This is a genomic window from Pseudomonas sp. GZD-209 (assembly GCF_049310485.1).
GTDB lineage: Bacteria > Pseudomonadota > Gammaproteobacteria > Pseudomonadales > Pseudomonadaceae > Aquipseudomonas > Aquipseudomonas sichuanensis.
In genome coordinates this window covers 13,617-32,883 of the sequence record NZ_JBMOWQ010000231.1, presented here as the reverse complement: position 1 = coordinate 32,883, position 19,267 = coordinate 13,617, and the positions used below count along the sequence as shown (strand labels likewise).

Sequence of the window (19,267 nt, the reverse complement as noted above, 5' to 3'; positions counted from 1 at the left end):
GGGCCATCCTATCGGGGTAATCCGACAGAAAACAACGAGCGGGACGTTATGTTTTGTTAACCGGCAAAAACATCGCGGGGCAAGCCCGCTCCCACGCCGATCACCGTGGGAGCGGGCTTGCCCCGCGATAGAGCAGAACCAGGATTACGCCAGGCTCTTGCTCACCACCTCATACACATCACTGGACAGCGCGCCCGAAGCCAGAATCCGCTCCAGCTCACCCTTCATCAACGCCTGACGTTTATCGTCATACTTGCGCCAGCGGGTCAGCGGCGCCAATTGGCGCGAAGCGATCTGCGGGTTCAGTGCATTGAGTTCGATCACCAGGTCCGCCAGGAAGCGATAGCCCGAACCGTCAGCGGCATGGAAGTTGACCAGGTTCTGCCCGGCGAAAGCACCGACCAGTGCCCGCACCTTGTTCGGGTTCTTCAGGGTGAAGGCCGGGTGCTGCATCAGCGCCTTGACCCGCGCCAGCCCGCCCGGCAAGGCACTTGCCGCCTGCACGCTGAACCACTGGTCCATGACCAGCGGGTTGTCCTTGAAGTGCTCGGCGAAGGTTTCCAGGGCCTTGGCCCGCTCAGCCTCGAACGGCGAGTTGACCAGCACTGCCAGGGCGGTGAGGCGCTCGGTCATGTTGTCGCACTGTTCGAACTGCTCCAGGGTCGCTTCCACAACCTGCGGCTTGCCGCTCAACATCAGGTACGACAACGCAATGTTCTGCAGGCTGCGGCGCGCGAAGTGCTCGGCAGAGGCGACGTAAGGGGTCTTGCGCGACACTTCGCGGTTGGCCTGGTAACGGGCCCACAGGGCGTCGAACAACTGCGCGGCGATCTGCTGGCGGGCAAACTCGCGGGCAGCGTGGATGGCGTCCACATCGGCCACCTGGCTGATCTCGGTGAGGTAGGCCTCGCCCGGCAGCGAGAGCATCTCGGCGACCATGGCAGGGTCCAGCGACTCATTGCCGACCACAGTGCCCAGCGCGCTGATCAAGCGCTGATCAAGCGTGAGCGCTTCGCCACGCTGGTGCTGGCCGATCAGTTCCTGCAGCACCTGTACCGCCAACTGCTGCCCCGCTTCCCAGCGGTTGAAGCCGTCGCTGTCGTGCTGCATGAGGAACATCAGCTGGTCGCGGTCGTAGGGGAAGCTCAGCTTGACCGGGGCGCTGAAGCCACGCAGCAACGAGGGCAGCGGCTGGCTGGCGATACCTTCGAAGGTGAAGGTCTGCTCGGCTTCGGTCACCGACAGCACGCGGCTGGTGCCGCTGGCGGCGCTTTCGCCGGCCAGGCGCAGCGGCAGGTCATTGCCTTCGGCGTCCAGCAGGCCCAGTGCCACCGGGATCACGAACGGCAACTTCTCGACCTTGTCCGGGGTCGGCGGGCAGCTCTGGCGGAAGGTCAGGCTGTAGCGCTGCGCAGCGGCATCGTAAGCCTCGCTGACTTCCAGGCGCGGGGTGCCGGCCTGGCTGTACCAGCGCTTGAACTGGCTCAGGTCGACGCCGTTGGCGTCTTCCATGGCCTTGATGAAGTCGTCGGTGGTCACCGCCTGGCCGTCATGGCGCTCGAAATACAGGTCGCTGCCTTTGCGGAAGCCCTCGGCCCCCAGCAGGGTGTGGACCATGCCGACCACCTCGGCGCCCTTCTCGTACACCGTCAGGGTGTAGAAGTTGGAGATCTCGATGAAGCTGTCCGGGCGGATCGGGTGGGCCATGGGGCCGGCGTCTTCGGCGAACTGATGGGTGCGCAGGTAGGCGACGTCCTCGATGCGCTTGACCGTGCGCGAGTTCATGTCGGCGCTGAACTCGGCATCACGGTACACCGTGAAGCCTTCCTTGAGCGACAGCTGGAACCAGTCGCGGCAGGTCACGCGGTTGCCCGACCAGTTGTGGAAGTACTCGTGGGCGACCACGCCTTCGACGCGCTGGTGGGCGGCGTCGGTGGCGGTCTCGGCACGGGCCAGCACACAGCTGGAGTTGAAGATGTTCAGGCCCTTGTTTTCCATGGCGCCCATGTTGAAGTCGTTGACCGCGACGATCATGAAGATGTCCAGGTCGTATTCACGGCCGTAGACCTCTTCGTCCCAGCGCATGGACTTCTTCAGGCTGACCATGGCGTGGTCGCACTTGTCGAGGTTCTCTTCCTCGACATAGATACGCAGGGTCACGTCACGGCCGGACTGACGGGTGAATTCACTCTCGACACACCACAAGTCACCCGCCACCAGGGCGAACAGGTACGCCGGCTTCTTGAACGGGTCTTCCCAGGTGGCCCAGTGGCGGCCGTCTTCGGCCGGTCCGCTGCCGACCGGGTTGCCGTTGGACAGCAGCACCGGGTAGCGATGCTGCTCGGCGATCACCGTGGTGGTGAAGACGCTCATCACGTCCGGGCGGTCGAGGTAGTAGGTGATCTTGCGGAAGCCCTCGGCCTCGCACTGGGTGCAGAACATCTTGCCGGACTTGTACAGGCCTTCCAGCGCGGTGTTGCTTTCCGGGTGGATCTTCACGCTGGTGTCGAGGGTGAAGCGCTCGGTTTTCGGCTGCAGGGTCAGGCTGCTGTCGTCGACTTGGTAGTCGCCCGCTTGCAGTTCCTGGTCATCCAGCGAGGCGCGCAGCAACTCCAGCTGCTGGCCGTCGAGCACCAGTGGCGGCAAGCCCGCGCCACGCGCGGGGTTGCGGTGCATGACCAGTTGCGCGTGCACCAGCGTGTGGTCCTCGAACAGCTCGAAGGTCAGGTGCGTCTCGTCGATCAGGTACTCGGGGGCCTGATAGTCCTTGAGGTAGATCACTTGCGGTTGTTCGGTACGCATGGTGACGATCCTTTACTGGAGCACGGCCAGTTGATAGGCCGTGTACTTGCGAATGTTGATCACGCCGGTGTCGAAGATCAGGTACTGGCCCTTGATGCCCAGCAGCGTGCCTTCCACGACCGGGTCCTTGTCGAGGTTGAAGCTGACGATCTTTTTCGGGTAAGCCTCGACCGGGTAGCGCATCTGCACCACCTCGGCGTCGGGCAGCGGCTGGATGGCCTGCAGGCCAAAGCGCTCCTGCAGCCCACGGATACCGTCGGCGCAGGCGTCGAAAATCTGTTCGCGGATGGCCACCAGGTCGAGCACCTCGGCATCGCCCTTGAGCAATGCACGCCAGTTGGTGCGGTCCGGCACCTGGCTGCGCAGGATATCTTCGACCAGCCCGGACTGTTGCCGGGTGGCCACGCGCATGATCGGCAGCGCCTGGCTGGCGCCCTGGTCGAGCCAGCGGGTGGGCAGCTGGGTGGCACGGGTGATGCCGACCTTGATGCCCGACGAGTTGGCCAGGTACACCACGTGGTCGGTCATGCAGAACTGCTCGCCCCACGACGGCTCACGGCAGGTGCCGGCGTCGTAGTGGCAGCGTTCCGGGGCCATGATGCACACGTCGCACTGAGCCAGCTTGGTCATGCAGGGGTAGCAGTAACCCTGGCTGAAGCTGGTCTTGGTGCGCTTGCCGCAGTGGGTGCAGTGGATGGCGCCGAGGTACTCCAGGCGGATCGACTGACCGATCAGCGGGTTCACCGGCACCTGGGTGTCGTCCAGGCGGAAACTGTATTGAACGACCGGTGCTTCCAGACGCACCGCCATCTTGCTCAAAGAGCCACGAGCGAGTTCGATCAATGTACCGAGTCCGACTTGAACAGGATGTTGGCGATCGGCGCGGACTTCGATGCGCACTCTTGCGGGCCCATGTAGCCGGTGCGCTGGTCTTCGGGCAGGTTCTGGATTTCCCAGGCGATCACGGCCTGCAGCGACAGTTCTTTCTGCTCGGCGGTGAGCTTGCGGCCATCGGACCATTTGCCGATTTCGACGGCCGTTTTCAGGCTTTCGTAGATCTCGGGGGTGATGTTTTCGATCATTTGCGCGAACGTGGACATGGTGTCTCCTCAGTCAGGCGGACAGTTTACGCCGGGCGAGCCATCCACCCAAGAGGCCGGTCAGGCAACCGATGAGCAACCCGCCGACATGGGCGGCATTGGCGATCTGGCCGAAGCCGAGCTGGCCGACCACACCGCTCAGGCACACCAGCAGCCAGATCAGCATCATCGCCAGCACGCCCCGGGGCAGGCTGAACTGCGGGTTGGGCGCCAGCTTCTGGTACAGCCAGACATGCCCGAGCAAGCCGTACAGCACGCCGGACAAGCCACCGAACAGGCTCGGCCCGCTGGTGAAGTGCTGGGCCAGGTTGGACACCAGGCTGAACAACAGGGTCAAAGACAGCAGCATCCACGGGCCCTGGCGCAGTTCGATGCGTTTACCCAGCTCCCAGTACCACATCCCGTTCATCGCCAGGTGCAGTACGCCGAAGTGCAGCAGCATGGGCGATACCAGGCGCCACCACTGGCCTTCGCCGAGTGCCTGCAGCAGCGGGGTGAAATACAGGTATTCGCCCTGCACCTGGAACGGCAGGAAGGTGAACCAGGCGATGGTGGTCAGGTTGTCGCCCAGGCCGGTCAGGCCGGCGACCACCAGGCACAGGAACAGCACGCTGGCGGTGACCTTGCAGGCGATGGCCTGTTCTTTCAAGGAGGGCGCAGGCGCAGGCAAGCTGCCTTGCGCAGGCTCCGGGATGGCTTGCAGGTCGGCATTGCCGTCGGGGTAGCGCGTGTACAGCTCGCGAACATCCTCGGCAATGGCCGGCGGCACCCACAGCACCTGCTCCCCGCCCTCCTCGACCACCCGGTGCGGCACCTGCAGGCGCCGCAGCAGGGCGACGAAACCGCTGAGGTCGACCGCCAGCGGCAGGCGCAGCACTTCGATCACGTTCATTGATTGGCCTGTGGGCGTTCGACGTCGACCCAGACGAACTTGTGCGGGTCGATGCGGGTTTCGTCATCCAGCCGGTACGCGGCCAGCTTGCCGTACAGCACGGCACTGTAGTCCAGGCAGGCCAGGTTGCCGCGGATCGGCGCCGGGCGGCCGCTGCGCCAGTAGTGGCCAACGAACAGCAGCGGTTCATCCTCGGTGTAGCGCAACAGGGCGTTCTTCTGGTGATGGCTGAGCGGCGCACGCGCCACCTCATCGGGCAACGCGTCGGGCTGGAAGACGATATCGCCGTAGGTCTGCGGGTCCTCTTCCCAGAACTTGGTGCGGAAGAAGGCGCGGGTCAGGCCATCGCCGCCAGTCAGCGTCAGGCCGTCCGGCAGGCGCATGTCGGTGCCGCGCAGCAGGCGATTGCACACGGTAGCGGCGAAGCTGCCGGACACTGCCGAGGCCTGCACGAAGTGCTCGTCGATGCAGCCGTTGGGGTACTGCTTACGCAGCGGTTCGATCAACTGCGGGTCCCAGCAGGCGTGCACCAGGCGGAAACGCCCGGCGTCGACGAACAGCGGCAGCTCGTAGAACCACTGGATGAAGTCATGCCAGTCGCCGGGGTGCTGGGCGAACTGGGTGAGGGTTTCGTCGATCAGCCGGGCATGCCGTGGCGTGTGCTCGCGCACGTAGGCCTTGCCACTGCCCGGCAGGGCCGGCGTGACCCAGCCCAGGGCGTTGTATTCGTGGTTGCCCATGATGCAGAAGGCCTGGCCGGCCTCGACCATGTCGTGGACGATGTGCAGCGCTTCGCGAATGCGCGGGCCGCGGTCGACGATATCGCCGAGGAACAGCGCCTGGCGCCGTGGGTGCCGCCAGACACCGCCGATGCGTTTGTAACCGAGGGCGTCGAGCAGGCGCTCGAGGGTGAGCGCACAACCGTGCACGTCACCGATGATGTCGAAACTGCGCGCCGGATCGAGCATCAGTCGTCCCTGCCCCCCAGGCGGCTGCCCCAGCCAAGCTTGGTGCGGCAGACCTCGTAGTAGTTGTGGTCGAGCGGATGGATCAGGCGCAGCTTCTGCGGCTTCTTGCTCACCGTGATGGTGTCGCCGGGGGCGCAGGTGAAGTGGTTCTGGCCATCACAGGAGACCTGCGGGTAGATCTGCAGGTCGTTGGACACCACGATCTTCAGCTCGCTGTTGCCATCCACCACGATCGGCCGGCCCGACAGCGTGTGCGGGTACATCGGCACGATGACGATGGCGTCGAGCTTGGGGTGCATGATCGGCCCGCCGGCGGACAGCGCATAGGCCGTGGAACCGGTGGGGGTGGCGACGATTAGGCCGTCGGCCTTCTGGCTGCAGACGAACTGGCCGTCGATGTAGATCTCGAACTCGATCATCCGCGTCGATTTGCCCGGGTGCAGCACCACGTCGTTGAGCGCATCGCCCTGGCCGATGGCCTCGTGGTGGCGGCGTACCTCGGCCTGCAGCAGGAAGCGGTTCTCTACCAGGTAGTGGCCGTCGAGCACTTCGGCGACTTTCTGCTCCAGCTCATCTGGGCGGATATCGGTGAGGAAACCCAGGTTGCCGCGGTTGATGCCCAGCACCGGGATGTTGTGCCGGGCCAGGGCGCGGGCGGCACCAAGCAGGCTGCCGTCGCCACCGACCACGATGACCAGGTCGCACACCTCGCCCAGCAGCTTGCGGGTGGAGGTTTGCAGGCCGTGGCCGGGCAGCACTTCGGCGATGGTGTCCTCGAGGATCACGTGCAGGTGGCGCTCGAGGAGGAATTTTTTCAGTCGGCGAATGGTGTCGAGCACCTGGGAGCTGCCAAGGCGTCCGATGATACCGATATTGCGAAATTGCTCCATGGTGCTCCTGCAAGGCTCTGCGGCGGGGTGACTATGCCGGGATTATGGGCGAAAGCACCGGGCAGCGGCAAACCGGCTATGCTCGCGGGATGATGCCCTTCGCCGACCTCGCCCCCCTGCCCCGCCAGTTGCGCCACCCCGCGGTGCGCGACCTGGCCTGGACGATCCTGTCGCCGCCCCTGCTGCAAGACACCCCGCAGCCACAGCGCCACCCGCTCCACGCCAGCGCCTGGGCCGACGACCCGGCGCGCCTGGCCGACTGTCTGCGCGCACTCGACCAGGCCCCGGCGCCGTTGCTCGAAGGGCTGGCACGCCTGAGCAGCCGTCGGCTGGGGCTGTACTACGAAGCGCTGTGGCAGTTCGCCTTGCGCCAGGCGCCGGGCATCGAGCTGCTGGCGGCCAACCTGGCGATCCGCGATGGCGGGCACACCCTCGGCGAGCTGGACATCCTGCTGCGCGACCGCGAAGGCGATCATCACCTGGAGCTGGCAATCAAGCTTTACCTGGGGCCCAGTACGGGTGAGGGCAGCGATCCGGCCGACTGGCTTGGGCCTGGCTGTCATGACCGGCTGGGACAGAAACTGGCGCACCTGGCGCACCACCAGTTGCCCATGTCGAGTGGCCCGCACAGTCGTCAGGTGCTCGACGCGCTGGGCGTGGACAAGCTGCAGGCACACCTGTGGCTGGGCGGTTATCTGTTCTATCCCTTGGCAGGCCCGGCAGCCCGACCGCCCACCGGCAGCAACCCCGAACACCTGCGCGGCGGCTGGCTGCATCGGCGAGACTGGGCCAACGACCCGGCGCAGCGCTGGCAGCCCCTGCCCCGCAATGCCTGGCTGGCACCGGCACGCCTGGCGCCAGGTGACTGTTTGAGTGCAGCGCAATTCCAGGCGTGGCTGGGGGAGCTGGATGCCCACGCACCCGCGCAACTGCTGGCCAGAATGGCGCAGCAGGCAGACGGGGCCTGGGAAGAGGTCGAGCGGGTATTCCTGGTGGCCGATAGCTGGCCACACCTGCCTGGGTGATGAGCCCAGGCCCCTTCAGCGGCTAACCCGTGAAGAGGCCCGGCAGGCGCGAGGGAAGATCAGGAAGCCTCGGCCACAGGCTCAGGCGCCGGGCAATGTGCCTGGGCATCCTGCGGCCACAGCACCTTGCCTTTGCCATCCACTACCTGCTCCGCACCGCACGGCAGACGGTTGGTGTCGAACACCACGGTGCCGTCCAGGCGGTACAGGGCACGCAGGGTTCGCACGGCGTCGTCGCCATTGCCCTCGACCCGGTAGCCGAAGATCGCACCCTTTGCTTCGTCAACCTGCAGGTCTTGCCATTTGGCCGGCACCAGCAGCTTGCCGTCGAGGTCGTACAGCGCCCGCGAAGCGTCCGAAGTGCTGCCCTCGGAAGCCACCAGGTAATGCCCGCCCGCCGACAGCTTGAGCATCACGAACTGCTCAGGCTTGATCAGCACCTTGCCCTGCTCGTCCATCAGGCCCACGGTGGCGGTCTCGCTCGGCATGCCGAGGAACGTCACGGTCTTGCGCGGCGACTTCAGTTCGGTGAAGGCAAAGCGCTTGGGGGTGATCACGCCGATCTGCTGGTAGGTGGGCTGGACCAGCACTTTGCCCTGGTCCAGGTCGATGGTGCCGTAGGTCGCCAGGAAGGCATTCTGCAGCTTGCCGATATGGTTGAAGCCCGGGCGATGGCCGCTCATGCCCATCAGGCCCAGGCCTGCGTCACCGACCGAATCGTATTCGGGCTGGATCAGCCACTTGCCGTCGTGGCCGATCATGCCGGCCTTGCCACGATCTTCCTCGGTGCGTGGCACCTGCACCATGGCGCCGGTCTTGCCGAAGGTTTCGCAGCTCTGGTATTGCGCCTCGATGATCACCTTGCCTTGGTAGTCGAGGTAACCACAGGGTTTGTCGTAACCATCGCGATAACCCACCAGGCCAGCGCCCGGGGTGCCCATCCAGTATTTACCGAGCGGGATCACCAGATCGCCTGCGGCATTGGCCAGGCCGACACCGGTTTGCCCTTCGCGGGAGACCACCAGGAAACCATCCGCCGCGCTGGTAATGGTGTCGAAATCAAGCTTGCGCAGCACCTTGGTCTGCAGGTTGTAGCCCCAGTTTTCACTGCCTTTCTGGGCGAGCACCCAGTTGCCGCGTTTGGCGAAATCGTCGCGCACGTACATCGAGTCGAACACCGCTTCGCTGACCTTCTCGCCCTTTGGCGTAAGGATGCCGCGCCGCTCATCCAGCTCAACGACGATGAAGTCATTCTCGCCACCGACATAGATGCTATCGAACGCGGCCGGCAGGACTTCCTTGCCCTGCTCGTCCATCACCCCGGACTTGCCATCGCGCACGAAGCCGAACAGGCCCGGCGTCAAGGGGAAGACCTCATCGGTGAGCTCGGCGCGCAGCACCTGCTTGCCGTCGCCACTGGCCAGGTTCCAGTAGTCGCCTTTGCCGAAGATGAAGGCATTGGTGAAGGGCTGGGTGTAGATCAGGTCGTAGTCGTTGTCGGGGCCAACGCGGAAGGCGCCATTTTGATCCAGTACCGCGCACTGGTCGTTGACGCACAGCGGAATGGTCATCTGAGCAACCGGCGGCGTCTTGACGGGCGGGGCTTGCTCACAACCGGCAAGCAGCAGGGAAAGGGAAGCGAACAGCGCCGCCCGAGGGGCGGTAATCAGGGGTTTCATTGAACACATCATCCTTGTGCGATAGAAAACAGGCGCAGGCCCATGGCCACCGCCTGGTTCGCTATGTCGGCTGCGCTTGATAGATCTGAAGCAAGCCGTTTTTCACGCCAGCGATTAAAGTTGAGGGCAGGCGCCAATCAAGAGCGCCCCTCCAGACCTGATGACGAGGATCCACCATGGTTTCATCCACCCCCGCAGCCCATTACTCGCGGCTGTCGATCACCCTGCACTGGCTGATGCTGGTACTGCTGGCCGCCGTCTACGCCTGCATCGAGCTGCGCGGCCTGTTCCCCAAGGGCAGCGCCGAACGCGATGTGATGAAGGACCTGCACTTCATGCTTGGCCTGAGTGTGTTCGTGCTGGTGTGGCTGCGCCTGGCCCTGCGCCTGTCGCGCCCCACCCCAGCGATCGTGCCCAAGCCACCGGCCTGGCAGACCGGGTTGTCGCACCTGGTGCACCTGCTGCTGTACCTGATGATGATCGGCCTGCCGCTGGCCGGCTGGGCGATCCTCAGCGCCGCCGACAAGCCGATCCCCTTCTATGGCCTGGAGCTGCCGGCCATCGTCGCGCCGGACCCGGACCTGGCCAAGTTCATCAAAGGCTGGCATGAACGCATCGGCAGCTGGGGCTACTGGCTGATCGGCCTGCACGCGCTGGCCGGGCTGTATCACCACTACGTGCGCCGCGACAACACCCTGCTGCGCATGCTGCCCTACAAGTAACCGCGTCGCCCCTGCAGGCCACCGCTGTGCAGGAATACCAGGCGGGTGCCGGGCCTGAAGCGCCCGGCCGCCACCTGGTCACGCAGGGCCAGCAGCGCCTTGCCGGTGTACAAGGCTTCCAGCGGTATGCCCGCCTGCCGTTCGCTATCGGCGACGAACGCCAGCAGCTCGTCGTCGATCCGGGCAAAGCCGCCACGGCTGGCTTCATGCAGCGTGTATCCGTACGGACCCGCCAGGGCCGCCACGGTTTGCGGCACGCCATGATCCAGGGGCACGGCCAGGGCGCCATGCACCGCATGCCTGCCCTGCTCCGCCAGCACCAGCCCCGCCAGGGTGGTGCCGGTACCGGCGGCCAGCCACCAGGCGTCGTAATCCTGCCAACCCAGCGCGGCCAGTTGTGCCCGGCACTGCTCGACGATCAGCGCGCAGCCCTGGGCACCGGCGGGGCCGCCGCCGCCTTCGGGGATGCAGTGCCAGCCTGGATAACGGGCCTGCCAGGGCTGCCAGAAACCCGCCTGGTGCCGGTCTCGGTAACCTGCGTAACCCAGCCAGTGCAACTGCATGCCCAGCGCCCGAAGGTCGCGCACGGTCGGCGTGTCCTGCTCATGGCCACGCAGCAGCCCGGCGGTGGCGAAGCCGAAGCGTTTGCCGGCAGCGGCCAGGGCATGCAGGTGGTTGGAGTGGTTGCCGCCCAGGCTGATCAGGCCCGGTGATCCGGCTTGCCGGGCTTCGAGCAGGTGGTGGCGCAGCTTGAACCATTTGTTGCCGCTGATCAGGGGGTCGATCAGGTCAAGGCGCAGGACGGCGGCCTCCAGACCTGCATGCTGGAGCCAGGGCAGGTCGAGGCGTTGCAGGGGGGCTTGGGGCAGGGAGAATTCGGGCATGGCGCGAGTTTATCAGTAGCCCGGACAAACGCATCGCGGGGCAAGCCCGCTCCCACGATAGCCCGCGGGAGCGGGCTGGCCCCGCGATTGCGATGGATCAGAGCTCGGCGGCCAACCTCGACCCCTGGTTGATCGCGCGCTTGGCATCCAGCTCGGCAGCCACGTCCGCGCCACCGATCAGGTGCACCGACTGCCCCGCTGCCAACAACCCTTCATGCAACTCGCGCAGCGGGTCTTGCCCTGCGCAGACGACGATATTGTCCACCGCCAGCAACTGCGGCTCGCCTTCACCGACGCGCACATGCAAGCCGGCATCGTCCACGCTCAGGTACTCGACGCTGTTGAGCATCTGCACCTGCTTGTTCTTCAGCCCCGTGCGGTGGATCCAGCCGGTGGTCTTGCCCAGGCCGTCACCGACCTTGGTTTTCTTGCGCTGCAGCAGGTACACCTGACGCGCCGGGGCATGCGGTTCGGCCTTGATACCGGCCACGCCGCCACGGGCCTGCAACTGGCCGTCGATGCCCCACTCCTTCCAGAACGCCTCGCGGTCCTGGCTGGTGGCCACGCCCTTGTGCACCAGGTACTCGGACACATCGAAACCAATGCCGCCGGCGCCGATCACCGCCACCCGCTCGCCCACCGGCTTGCGCTCCAGCAGCACGTCCAGGTAACTGAGCACCTTGGCGTTGTCGATGCCAGGGATGGCCGGGGTGCGCGGTGCGATGCCGGTGGCCAGGATGATTTCGTCGAAACCGCCCTCGACCAGCGCCGCCACATCGACCCGCGTATCGAGCCGCAGGTCGACGCCGGTGCTCTTCACCTTGTTACGGAAGTAGCGCAGGGTCTCGAAGAACTCCTCCTTGCCCGGCACACGCTTGGCCACATTGAACTGCCCGCCGATTTCACTGGCGGCATCGAACAGGGTCACCTGGTGGCCACGCTCGGCAGCCACGGTGGCGGCAGCCAGGCCCGCAGGGCCGGCGCCGACCACGGCGATGCGCTTGACGTTGAGCACTGGCAGGTAGTTGAGTTCGGTCTCGTGGCACGCACGCGGGTTGACCAGGCAACTGGTCAGTTTGCCGCCGAAGGTGTGGTCCAGGCAGGCCTGGTTGCAGCCGATGCAGGTGTTGATCTCGTCGCCGCGGCCTTGGGCGGCCTTGTTGACGAAGTCCGGGTCGGCCAGGAACGGCCGGGCCATCGACACCATGTCGGCATCGCCTTCGGCCAGCACGGCCTCGGCAACCTCAGGGGTGTTGATGCGGTTGGTGGTGATCAGCGGAATGCTCACCGCGCCGCGCAGCTTGGCGGTGACCTTGCTGAATGCCGCGCGCGGCACTTTGGTGGCGATGGTCGGGATGCGCGCCTCGTGCCAGCCGATGCCGGTGTTGATCAGGGTGGCGCCGGCCTGCTCGATGGCCTTGGCCAGCAGCACGATCTCTTCCCAGTTGCTGCCGCCCTCGATCAGGTCGAGCATCGACAGGCGGAAGATGATGATGAAGTTCGGCCCTACCGCCTCGCGGACCCGGCGCACGATCTCCACCGCCAGGCGCATGCGGTTCTCGTAGCTGCCGCCCCAGCGGTCGCTGCGGTGGTTGGTGTGGGCCGCCAGGAACTGGTTGATGAAGTAGCCTTCCGAACCCATGATTTCGACGCCGTCATAGCCGGCGCGCTGGGCCAGGCTTGCACAGGTGACGAAGTCGGCGATCTGCTTCTCGATGCCCTCCTCGTCCAGCTCCTTGGGCTTGAACGGGTTGATCGGCGCCTGGATGGCACTGGGCGCCACCTGCTTGGGGCTGTAGGCATAGCGGCCGGCGTGAAGGATCTGCAGGCAGATCTTGCCACCGGCTGCATGCACGGCCTCGGTGACGATCCGGTGCTTGTCGGCCTCGGCTTCGGTGCTCAGCTTGGCCGCGCCGGAATACACCCCGCCCTCGTCGTTGGGGGCGATGCCGCCGGTGACCATCAGGCCGACGCCACCGCGGGCACGCTCGGCGAAGTAGGCCGCCATGCGCTCGAAGCCGCCTGGGCGCTCTTCGAGGCCGGTGTGCATCGAGCCCATCAGCGTACGGTTGCGCAAGGTGGTGAAGCCCAGGTCGAGCGGGGCCAGCAGGTGCGGATAAGGGGTGTTGGCCATGGATAAGCTCCACAGGTGGCGTGATCACGGAATGCGGGAACCTCGAAGGCGGGCCCCGTCGTTTGTCTGTGGCCGACATTAAACAGGCGTTTGAATGCGCTCAATGATCGAAACTGACAACTTATTGATCCTGCTGCACAGCAGGCTTACCCTAACCTCCTCTTTCCCCACTGCGCTGAACCGCTCCATGCGAAAACTGCTAGCCGGCGCCCTGGCGCTGGTCATCATCGCCGGCCTTTGCGGCTATGGCTTCTGGACCCTGCAACGACCGGAAGGCCACTACCTGTCCGACCTGCGTATCGAGCTGGCGCTCAACCAGGGGGTGCCGGGCGAGCACGGCAACCTCCTGGGTGTGGAGCCGCTGCTGTACCCAGGCGATTACCAGAACCTTGCGCGCCTGCACCGCAAGCTGTCGGCGTACCTGCAACAGGCCCGCGACCAGGGCCTAGTGAATGCCCGTACCGTGGTGGTGCTGCCCGAACATATCGGCACCTGGCTGTGGGCCCGCGGCGAGAAGAACGAGCTGTACCAGGCCACCCGCGACCGCGAGGCCTGGCAATGGCTGGAGTTGAGCAACCCGCTGCGCTACGGCCTGGCGATGCTGTCGGCCAGCGGCGACGACCGGCGCAGCGATGCGCGCCTGCGCATGAAGGCCGCGCAGATGGCCGCCGACTACCAGCAGCTGTTCGGCGGCCTGGCGCGGGAGTTCGGGGTCACCCTGGTGGCCGGTTCGATCGTCTTGCCCGCCCCTTATGTGAAGAACGGCGTGCTGCATGCCGGCAGCGGCCCGCTGTTCAACAGCAGCCTGGTGTTCGCCGCTGACGGCAGCGTGCTGGGGCAACCGCAATACCAGCGCTACCCGGACAGCGAAACCCGCCGTTACATCCACCATGGCCGCCAGCAGCCGCTGCAAGTGCTGCAGACGCCCGCCGGGCGCCTGGGCGTGCTGGTCGGCAGTGACAGCTGGTACCCGGACAACTACCGGCTGCTGGCCGGGCAGTCGGTACAGTTGATCGCCAACCCGGTGTTTCTCAGTGGCAAGCAGCGCTGGCAACTGCCCTGGCGCGGCAACCGCCACCAGGCCGCGGCGGCCGAATTGCCGTTGCAGCGTGGCGAGGTCAGCGAGCAGGAGGCCTGGCAACGGCTGACCCAGACGGCCAGCGACGGCGCCGCCAGCATGAGCGTGTTCATGCGCGGGCAGTTCTGGGAGCAGAGCGGTGGCGGCCAGGGCTTTGCCAGCGAGGCCGGCACCTTGTGGGCGGGCAGCGCCAGCCAGGGCGCCCGCCTGCTGAACCTGTGGCTGTAACGCCATGCCCCGTCAGCGCGTGCGCCTGGGTGAGTTGTCGGTAGGCTTCGTCCAGCCCCTGGCCGAAGCGCTCGGCCAGCTCGGCCACGATCCGCAGCCCCTGCTGCTGCGTTATGGGCTGGATAATCGGCGCCTGGCCGAACCCGGGGCGCGCCTGTCGATCCCGCGCTACATGCACCTGGGCCACGCCGCCATCGCCTTGAGCGCTGAGCCTGCCCTGGGTTTGCACATGGGCCAGCTCAGCCGCCTGGCCCAGGCCGGGTTGGCCGGCGTCACCGCTGCCCAGGCACCGACCCTCGGCGAGGCCGCACGCACGCTGCTGCGCTTCGAACCGCTGTATGCCGCCAACTACCGTGGCCAGTCGAGCTTTCACCAAGACCCGCAAGGCGCCTGGCTGCGCTTCTACTCCATCAGCCCGTACAACGCCTACAACCGCTTCGTGGTCGACTCGCTGCTCGGCGGCTGGCTGGCGCAGCTGTCAAGCCTGGCCGGCAGGCCGATCCAGGCCGAGCGGCTGGAGATCGAGTTCGAAGCGCCGGCTTATGCCGATCAATACCAGCGCCTGTGCAGCACCACCGTGCAGTTTGGCGCCGCGGCCAACCAGTTGCGCCTGGGCCAGGCCACCCTGGCCCTGGCCAACCCGCAACACTGCCCGAGCACCTGGCAGCACTTGTTGCAGCTGTGCGAAACGGAGCTGGCCCAGCGCACCCGGGTACGCAGCCTGGGCGAACGCATCACCCACTTGCTGGGGCCGCTACTCAATGGCGGCCGCGAACCGGATCTGGAGGAAGTGGCGCAGCACCTGCAGATGCCCACCTGGACCCTGCGGCGCAAACTCGCTGAAGAAGGCACGCGCTATCGCAACCTGCTCAACGACACACGCCGCGACCTGGCCGAGACCTACATCCGCGACACGGAGCTGGCCTTCGGCGAAATCGCCTATCTGCTGGGGTTTGCATCGGCCGAGGCCTTCCAGCGCGCATTCAAGCGCTGGACGGGCGTAACGCCGGGGGAGTTTCGCCGCCATCAGCGGCAGGTGGGTTAGAGCTCGGTGGCGTCGTCCGCCGGCTCTGGCACATCCAGTTCATAAGCCTGGAATTCGAGCAATTCTTCCTGGTAGTCGTCCATCTGCCTGCTTCCTCGTTCTTCATTCATGGGTTCCACCGCCACCCTAAGCGCTTCGGATGACGGAACCATTACAGCCCCATGAACGGTAAACGTAGCAGGCCTGTGGGAAGTTAGCGACAGCTCACGGCGAAGCCGGTGCCGCTTCGCTCTGCGCAGGCTGTTGCTGGGCCTGGATCGGGGCCGCCTCGACGGGCGGTGCAACCGGTTGCGAACCGTGGCTGTCATCCACCACCGGGGCTGCCGGCGCTTCGTGAACGGGCACGGCGGGGGCCGGCTCAGGCGCGACAGGCGCGCTGGCCTGGGCTGCGGCAGGCACGGCCACCGGGGCGCTTGCCGCCAGCGGCGCCGCATCTGGCTGGGCAGGTGTCAGCGGGGTTGGCGCAGGCTCGGGCAGCCCCAAGGCCGGCGCTGGTTGCTCCACTTTCGGCGGCTCAGCAGGAGTATCGGCCTTCTTCACCTTTTTCGGCTTCGGCAGGTAGCCCTCCACCAAGGCGAAATACCGCTCGTAGAACTGTGGCGCGGCCACTGTCTCGCTGGCGACCTTGACCATCGAGTCGTCGCTGGAGCCGATCGGCATCGACACCGAGCCCAGCACCCCGACGCCCAGGCTGGCAGAGGTGTTGGATTTTTTCAGGGTGTAGCGGTCCTGCAGGGCGTTGGCGAACATGGTCGAACGCTGCTTGTCGCTCATGTCCGGCACGCAGGTGATGTTGAAGCTGATCTGCATGTGGTTTTCGGCGCTCTGCTGAAAACTCTTGTTGCCGGCCACCTGGTTGGCATCGCTGCTGGTGATGATGTAGCCCTGGCTGAGCAGCGCACGCCGGGCAGCTTCGCAGGAGCCCGCTTCGCTGACCGGGAAACTGCGTGAGAAGGTGCCCGAGTCGTCGAAGTTCTCGTGCTCGTACACGGTAGCCTTCTTCGAGGAGCAACCGGATACGCCCGCCAGCACAAGGGCCAGCCCGAGCGCACCGTAGACGGATGATCTGGACATCGTGAATTCCGGGTAAATCGAACGGTGCCTATTGTGCAACACATCCACAAGTCACCGAAACCTTGAAAGGGCCAACATTGTGCAAGGTTCATGTAAAGGCCTGGAGAACGCCGGCCAAAGCACCGGGAACCTTCTCGCGATCATTAGCGATTTTTCGTACACCAGTCGCAAGAACCTCCTAACCAGACAAGGAAATTCCCTCGCTAGACTCATTCGCCCGTTCGAATGCCCAAGGAAATCGCTGATGAAGAATCTGCCGGTCCGCCTGAAACTCTTGCTTAGCCTCTCCCCACTGGTCTTGCTGGCGGCCCTCCTCGTGCTGACCGCGATCTTCACCCTCGGCACCCTGACCCATCGGGCTGAACGCCTGGTCTCGGTCAACTACATTCTCGACAACCTCAACGACATCCGCGCGACACAGATGGCCTATGCGCTGAACGGTGAACATGCAGAGCTGGAAAACCTGCACCAGGCCTACCGAAAAGTGAACGGGCTGATCGACGAAAATCTGACGCAGATGCCCGCCCCCCAGGCGCAGGCCCATCTTGGCGCCACACGCAAGATCATGGGCAACTACATGAGCAATCTGCAGCACAGCCTCGAGGCAGGTACCGAGACACTGTCCGGCCCCACGGGCAAACAGCTCACCACGCAAGTGCTTGCGGCCATCGAACACATCAACCAGCTGATCACCCAGCAGAACCAGGTCAGTGCCGCCGAGCTCAGCCAGCGCCGGCGCCTCATGCTCGCCGTGTTCTGCGGCACCCTGCTGCTGGCCTGCCTGGTAGCCTGGTTGCTGATCCGGCAGATCTGCTCCCCCCTGCAACAGGCCCTGGACATGGCCCGGCGCATTGGCGAAGGCGACCTGAGCGCCAGTGACCTTGGCCCACGCCGCGATGAGTTCGGCCAACTGCTCCAGGCCCTTGAGCGCAGCAGCGCCAATCTGCGCGGTATATTGCGCCGGATCGGCCAGGCCTGCGGGCAGCTTTCTCAGGCCTCGACGGCCCTGGCTTGCGTGATCGAACGCACCAGCAGCGGCGCCGCCAGCCAGCAGAGCGAAACCCGTCAGGTGGCGGCGGCGATGAGCCAGATGGCCTGCGCCGTGCAGGAGGTGGCGCACAACAGTTCGCTGGCCAGCGAGGCAACCCGCCAGGCCACTGACAAGGCCGAACTCAGCCAGCAGGTGGTCTGCGATACCCAGCGCCAGGTTGCCCAGCTGGCCAGTGACATCAGCAGCAGCACCGAGGCCGTGCAACAGCTGTGCACCTCTGCCGAGCAGATCAGCTGCATCATGGCGGTTATCCGCTCGGTGGCCGAGCAGACCAACCTGCTGGCCCTGAACGCAGCCATCGAGGCCGCCCGCGCTGGCGAAGCCGGGCACGGCTTCGCGGTGGTGGCCGACGAAGTGCGCGGTCTCGCCCTGCGTACCCAGCGCTCCACTGCCGAAATCGAAACACTGGTTACCCGCCTGCAGGACGGTGCCCGCCAGGCGGTGGAATGCCTGCAAGGCAACCGCCGCGTGGCCAGCAGCACCGTTGAGCTTGCCAATCAGGCGAGCGAGGCCCTGCAGGTCATCACGACCAGCGTTGATGATATCCAAGGCATGAACCAGCAGATTGCCGCCAGTACCGAGCAGCAAAGTACGGTCGTAGTGACCATTCGCCGTAATGTGGAGCGGGTGCGCGATGTCGCCGGCCACTCACTCTATGCCAGCCGGCAAATCGAGGAGGCGTCTATGGAACTTGAGCGGGTGGGCGCTGAGCTGAAAGGGTTGATCGGTAATTTCAGGCTCTGAAACAGGCAACCTGCCGACCGCCAGAAATGAAAAAAGCGACCCTAAGGTCGCTTTTTTGTTGTTCCGAGCTGTTCAAGGGGCTCAGAACTGAAGATGGCGCAGCGGACGGGACTCGAACCCGCGACCCCCGGCGTGACAGGCCGGTATTCTAACCGACTGAACTACCGCTGCGTATCGCTCGGGCTTGCACCCGATTGAAACTGGGATCCAGGCTTTCAAGCATCTAGGACGCGAAAGCCAGGCACAAAAAAAGCGATGCGAGATCGCCTTTTTTGTTTTGCTTCGAACTGTTCAAGGAGTTCAAAACACAAGATGGCGCAGCGGACGGGACTCGAACCCGCGACCCCCGGCGTGACAGGCCGGTATTCTAACCGACTGAACTACCGCTGCGTATCGTTCAGGTTTGCACCTGATTGAAACTGGGATCAGCCTCAGGCATATTTGCCTTCGACTTCAGACCGGTGCCAGGCACCCATCTGATACTGAAAAATGGCGCGGCGGACGGGACTCGAACCCGCGACCCCCGGCGTGACAGGCCGGTATTCTAACCGACTGAACTACCGCCGCGCAGTGTGGACTTGCGTCCTGTTCCTCTCTGACATTCAGCTTCGTTAGAAGCACCCTGTACCAGGAACATTCTCAGGAAGTGGTGGGTGATGACGGGATCGAACCGCCGACCCTCTGCTTGTAAGGCAGATGCTCTCCCGGCTGAGCTAATCACCCCCGCGATGTTGCTTGTTGCGTTTGCTTCGCTGAGGCCGCGAAATTTACGCAGGTACCGATGCTAAGTCAATAGCCCCATTGAATTTTTTTTAAAAAAGGGCAAAAAAGCAGAAGGTGGCCAGGTGGTCGTCCAGGCTGGGACTGCCGGGCCCATCGCGGGGCAAGCCCGCTCCCACGGGACATAGGCAACAAAAAAGGGCCTTACGGCCCTTTCTCTTGTTTCTCAAT

General features: G+C 65.0%; 15 protein-coding genes and 4 tRNA genes. 5 read left to right on the top strand and 14 right to left on the bottom strand.

Annotated elements, in window-relative coordinates; all coding sequences use genetic code 11:
* Positions 1–144: 144 nt before the first annotated feature.
* The 6 genes from pepN to ACO6VM_RS23240 are packed head-to-tail and all read right to left on the bottom strand — an operon-like array spanning position 145 to position 6,652.
* Positions 145–2,802 (bottom strand): aminopeptidase N, encoded by a 2,658-nt coding sequence (gene pepN / locus ACO6VM_RS23265; protein ID WP_422403864.1) that lies wholly within the window; start codon positions 2,800–2,802, stop codon positions 145–147.
* Positions 2,803–2,814: 12 nt separating this feature from the next.
* On the bottom strand, positions 2,815–3,645 hold the full coding sequence (locus ACO6VM_RS23260; protein ID WP_110995860.1) for a DUF2797 domain-containing protein: 831 nt from the start codon (positions 3,643–3,645) through the stop codon (positions 2,815–2,817).
* Entirely contained in the window at positions 3,642–3,902 is a 261-nt protein-coding gene (locus ACO6VM_RS23255; RefSeq protein WP_110995859.1) for a YeaC family protein, read from the bottom strand. Before ACO6VM_RS23255 ends, ACO6VM_RS23260 begins: the two co-directional genes overlap by 4 nt.
* A 13-nt stretch (positions 3,903–3,915) precedes the next feature.
* The gene (locus tag ACO6VM_RS23250) at positions 3,916–4,794 is read right to left on the bottom strand and encodes a rhomboid family intramembrane serine protease (protein ID WP_322359291.1); all 879 of its coding nucleotides are present in this window, start codon (positions 4,792–4,794) and stop codon (positions 3,916–3,918) included.
* The gene (locus ACO6VM_RS23245; RefSeq protein ID WP_125463276.1) at positions 4,791–5,762 is read right to left on the bottom strand and encodes a metallophosphoesterase; all 972 of its coding nucleotides are present in this window, start codon (positions 5,760–5,762) and stop codon (positions 4,791–4,793) included. The genes ACO6VM_RS23250 and ACO6VM_RS23245 overlap by 4 nt, the downstream gene beginning before the upstream one ends.
* Positions 5,762–6,652, bottom strand: a complete 891-nt coding sequence (locus ACO6VM_RS23240; RefSeq protein ID WP_110995856.1) for an NAD(+) kinase — start codon at positions 6,650–6,652, stop codon at positions 5,762–5,764. Before ACO6VM_RS23240 ends, ACO6VM_RS23245 begins: the two co-directional genes overlap by 1 nt.
* A 44-nt stretch (positions 6,653–6,696) precedes the next feature.
* Here ACO6VM_RS23240 and ACO6VM_RS23235 point away from each other — a divergent pair, with 44 nt between their 5' ends.
* Entirely contained in the window at positions 6,697–7,677 is a 981-nt protein-coding gene (locus tag ACO6VM_RS23235; RefSeq protein ID WP_422403863.1) for a DUF1853 family protein, read from the top strand.
* Positions 7,678–7,736: 59 nt separating this feature from the next.
* Here the strand turns inward: ACO6VM_RS23235 and ACO6VM_RS23230 are convergent, their stop codons facing one another.
* Positions 7,737–9,356, bottom strand: coding sequence for a WG repeat-containing protein (locus ACO6VM_RS23230; RefSeq protein WP_422403862.1), 1,620 nt, complete (start codon positions 9,354–9,356; stop codon positions 7,737–7,739).
* A gap of 176 nt (positions 9,357–9,532) precedes the next feature.
* Here ACO6VM_RS23230 and ACO6VM_RS23225 point away from each other — a divergent pair, with 176 nt between their 5' ends.
* Positions 9,533–10,078 carry a cytochrome b gene (locus ACO6VM_RS23225; RefSeq protein ID WP_110995853.1) on the top strand — a complete coding sequence of 182 codons (546 nt, stop codon included), beginning with the start codon at positions 9,533–9,535 and terminating at the stop codon, positions 10,076–10,078.
* Here ACO6VM_RS23225 and ACO6VM_RS23220 read toward each other — a convergent pair.
* Positions 10,069–10,962: a 1-aminocyclopropane-1-carboxylate deaminase/D-cysteine desulfhydrase gene (locus tag ACO6VM_RS23220; RefSeq protein WP_422403861.1), complete on the bottom strand. Its 894-nt coding sequence runs from the start codon at positions 10,960–10,962 to the stop codon at positions 10,069–10,071. The two genes, ACO6VM_RS23225 and ACO6VM_RS23220, sit on opposite strands and share 10 nt — an antisense overlap.
* A 97-nt stretch (positions 10,963–11,059) precedes the next feature.
* Entirely contained in the window at positions 11,060–13,096 is a 2,037-nt protein-coding gene (locus ACO6VM_RS23215; RefSeq protein ID WP_422403860.1) for an FAD-dependent oxidoreductase, read from the bottom strand.
* 187 nt (positions 13,097–13,283) lie between these two features.
* On the opposite strand from ACO6VM_RS23215, the gene ACO6VM_RS23210 reads away from it, so the two are divergent.
* Positions 13,284–14,402 carry a nitrilase-related carbon-nitrogen hydrolase gene (locus ACO6VM_RS23210; RefSeq protein WP_401056795.1) on the top strand — a complete coding sequence of 373 codons (1,119 nt, stop codon included), beginning with the start codon at positions 13,284–13,286 and terminating at the stop codon, positions 14,400–14,402.
* Between the two features lie 4 nt (positions 14,403–14,406).
* Positions 14,407–15,447 (top strand): AraC family transcriptional regulator, encoded by a 1,041-nt coding sequence (locus tag ACO6VM_RS23205; protein ID WP_422403859.1) that lies wholly within the window; start codon positions 14,407–14,409, stop codon positions 15,445–15,447.
* A gap of 204 nt (positions 15,448–15,651) precedes the next feature.
* On the opposite strand, the gene ACO6VM_RS23200 is transcribed toward ACO6VM_RS23205, so the two are convergent.
* The gene (locus ACO6VM_RS23200) at positions 15,652–16,521 is read right to left on the bottom strand and encodes a DUF2242 domain-containing protein (protein ID WP_401056793.1); all 870 of its coding nucleotides are present in this window, start codon (positions 16,519–16,521) and stop codon (positions 15,652–15,654) included.
* A gap of 244 nt (positions 16,522–16,765) precedes the next feature.
* Here ACO6VM_RS23200 and ACO6VM_RS23195 point away from each other — a divergent pair, with 244 nt between their 5' ends.
* Entirely contained in the window at positions 16,766–18,316 is a 1,551-nt protein-coding gene (locus tag ACO6VM_RS23195; protein ID WP_422403858.1) for a methyl-accepting chemotaxis protein, read from the top strand.
* Between the two features lie 94 nt (positions 18,317–18,410).
* Here ACO6VM_RS23195 and ACO6VM_RS23190 read toward each other — a convergent pair.
* The 4 genes from ACO6VM_RS23190 to ACO6VM_RS23175 all read right to left on the bottom strand — a co-directional run bounded on the left by ACO6VM_RS23190 (position 18,411) and on the right by ACO6VM_RS23175 (position 19,039).
* A tRNA-Asp gene (locus tag ACO6VM_RS23190) sits at positions 18,411–18,487 on the bottom strand.
* Between the two features lie 142 nt (positions 18,488–18,629).
* Positions 18,630–18,706: transfer RNA gene (locus ACO6VM_RS23185), tRNA-Asp, on the bottom strand.
* Between the two features lie 100 nt (positions 18,707–18,806).
* Positions 18,807–18,883, bottom strand: a tRNA-Asp gene (locus tag ACO6VM_RS23180).
* An 80-nt stretch (positions 18,884–18,963) separates the two neighbouring features.
* Positions 18,964–19,039 (bottom strand) — tRNA-Val (locus ACO6VM_RS23175).
* Positions 19,040–19,267 lie beyond the last annotated feature (228 nt).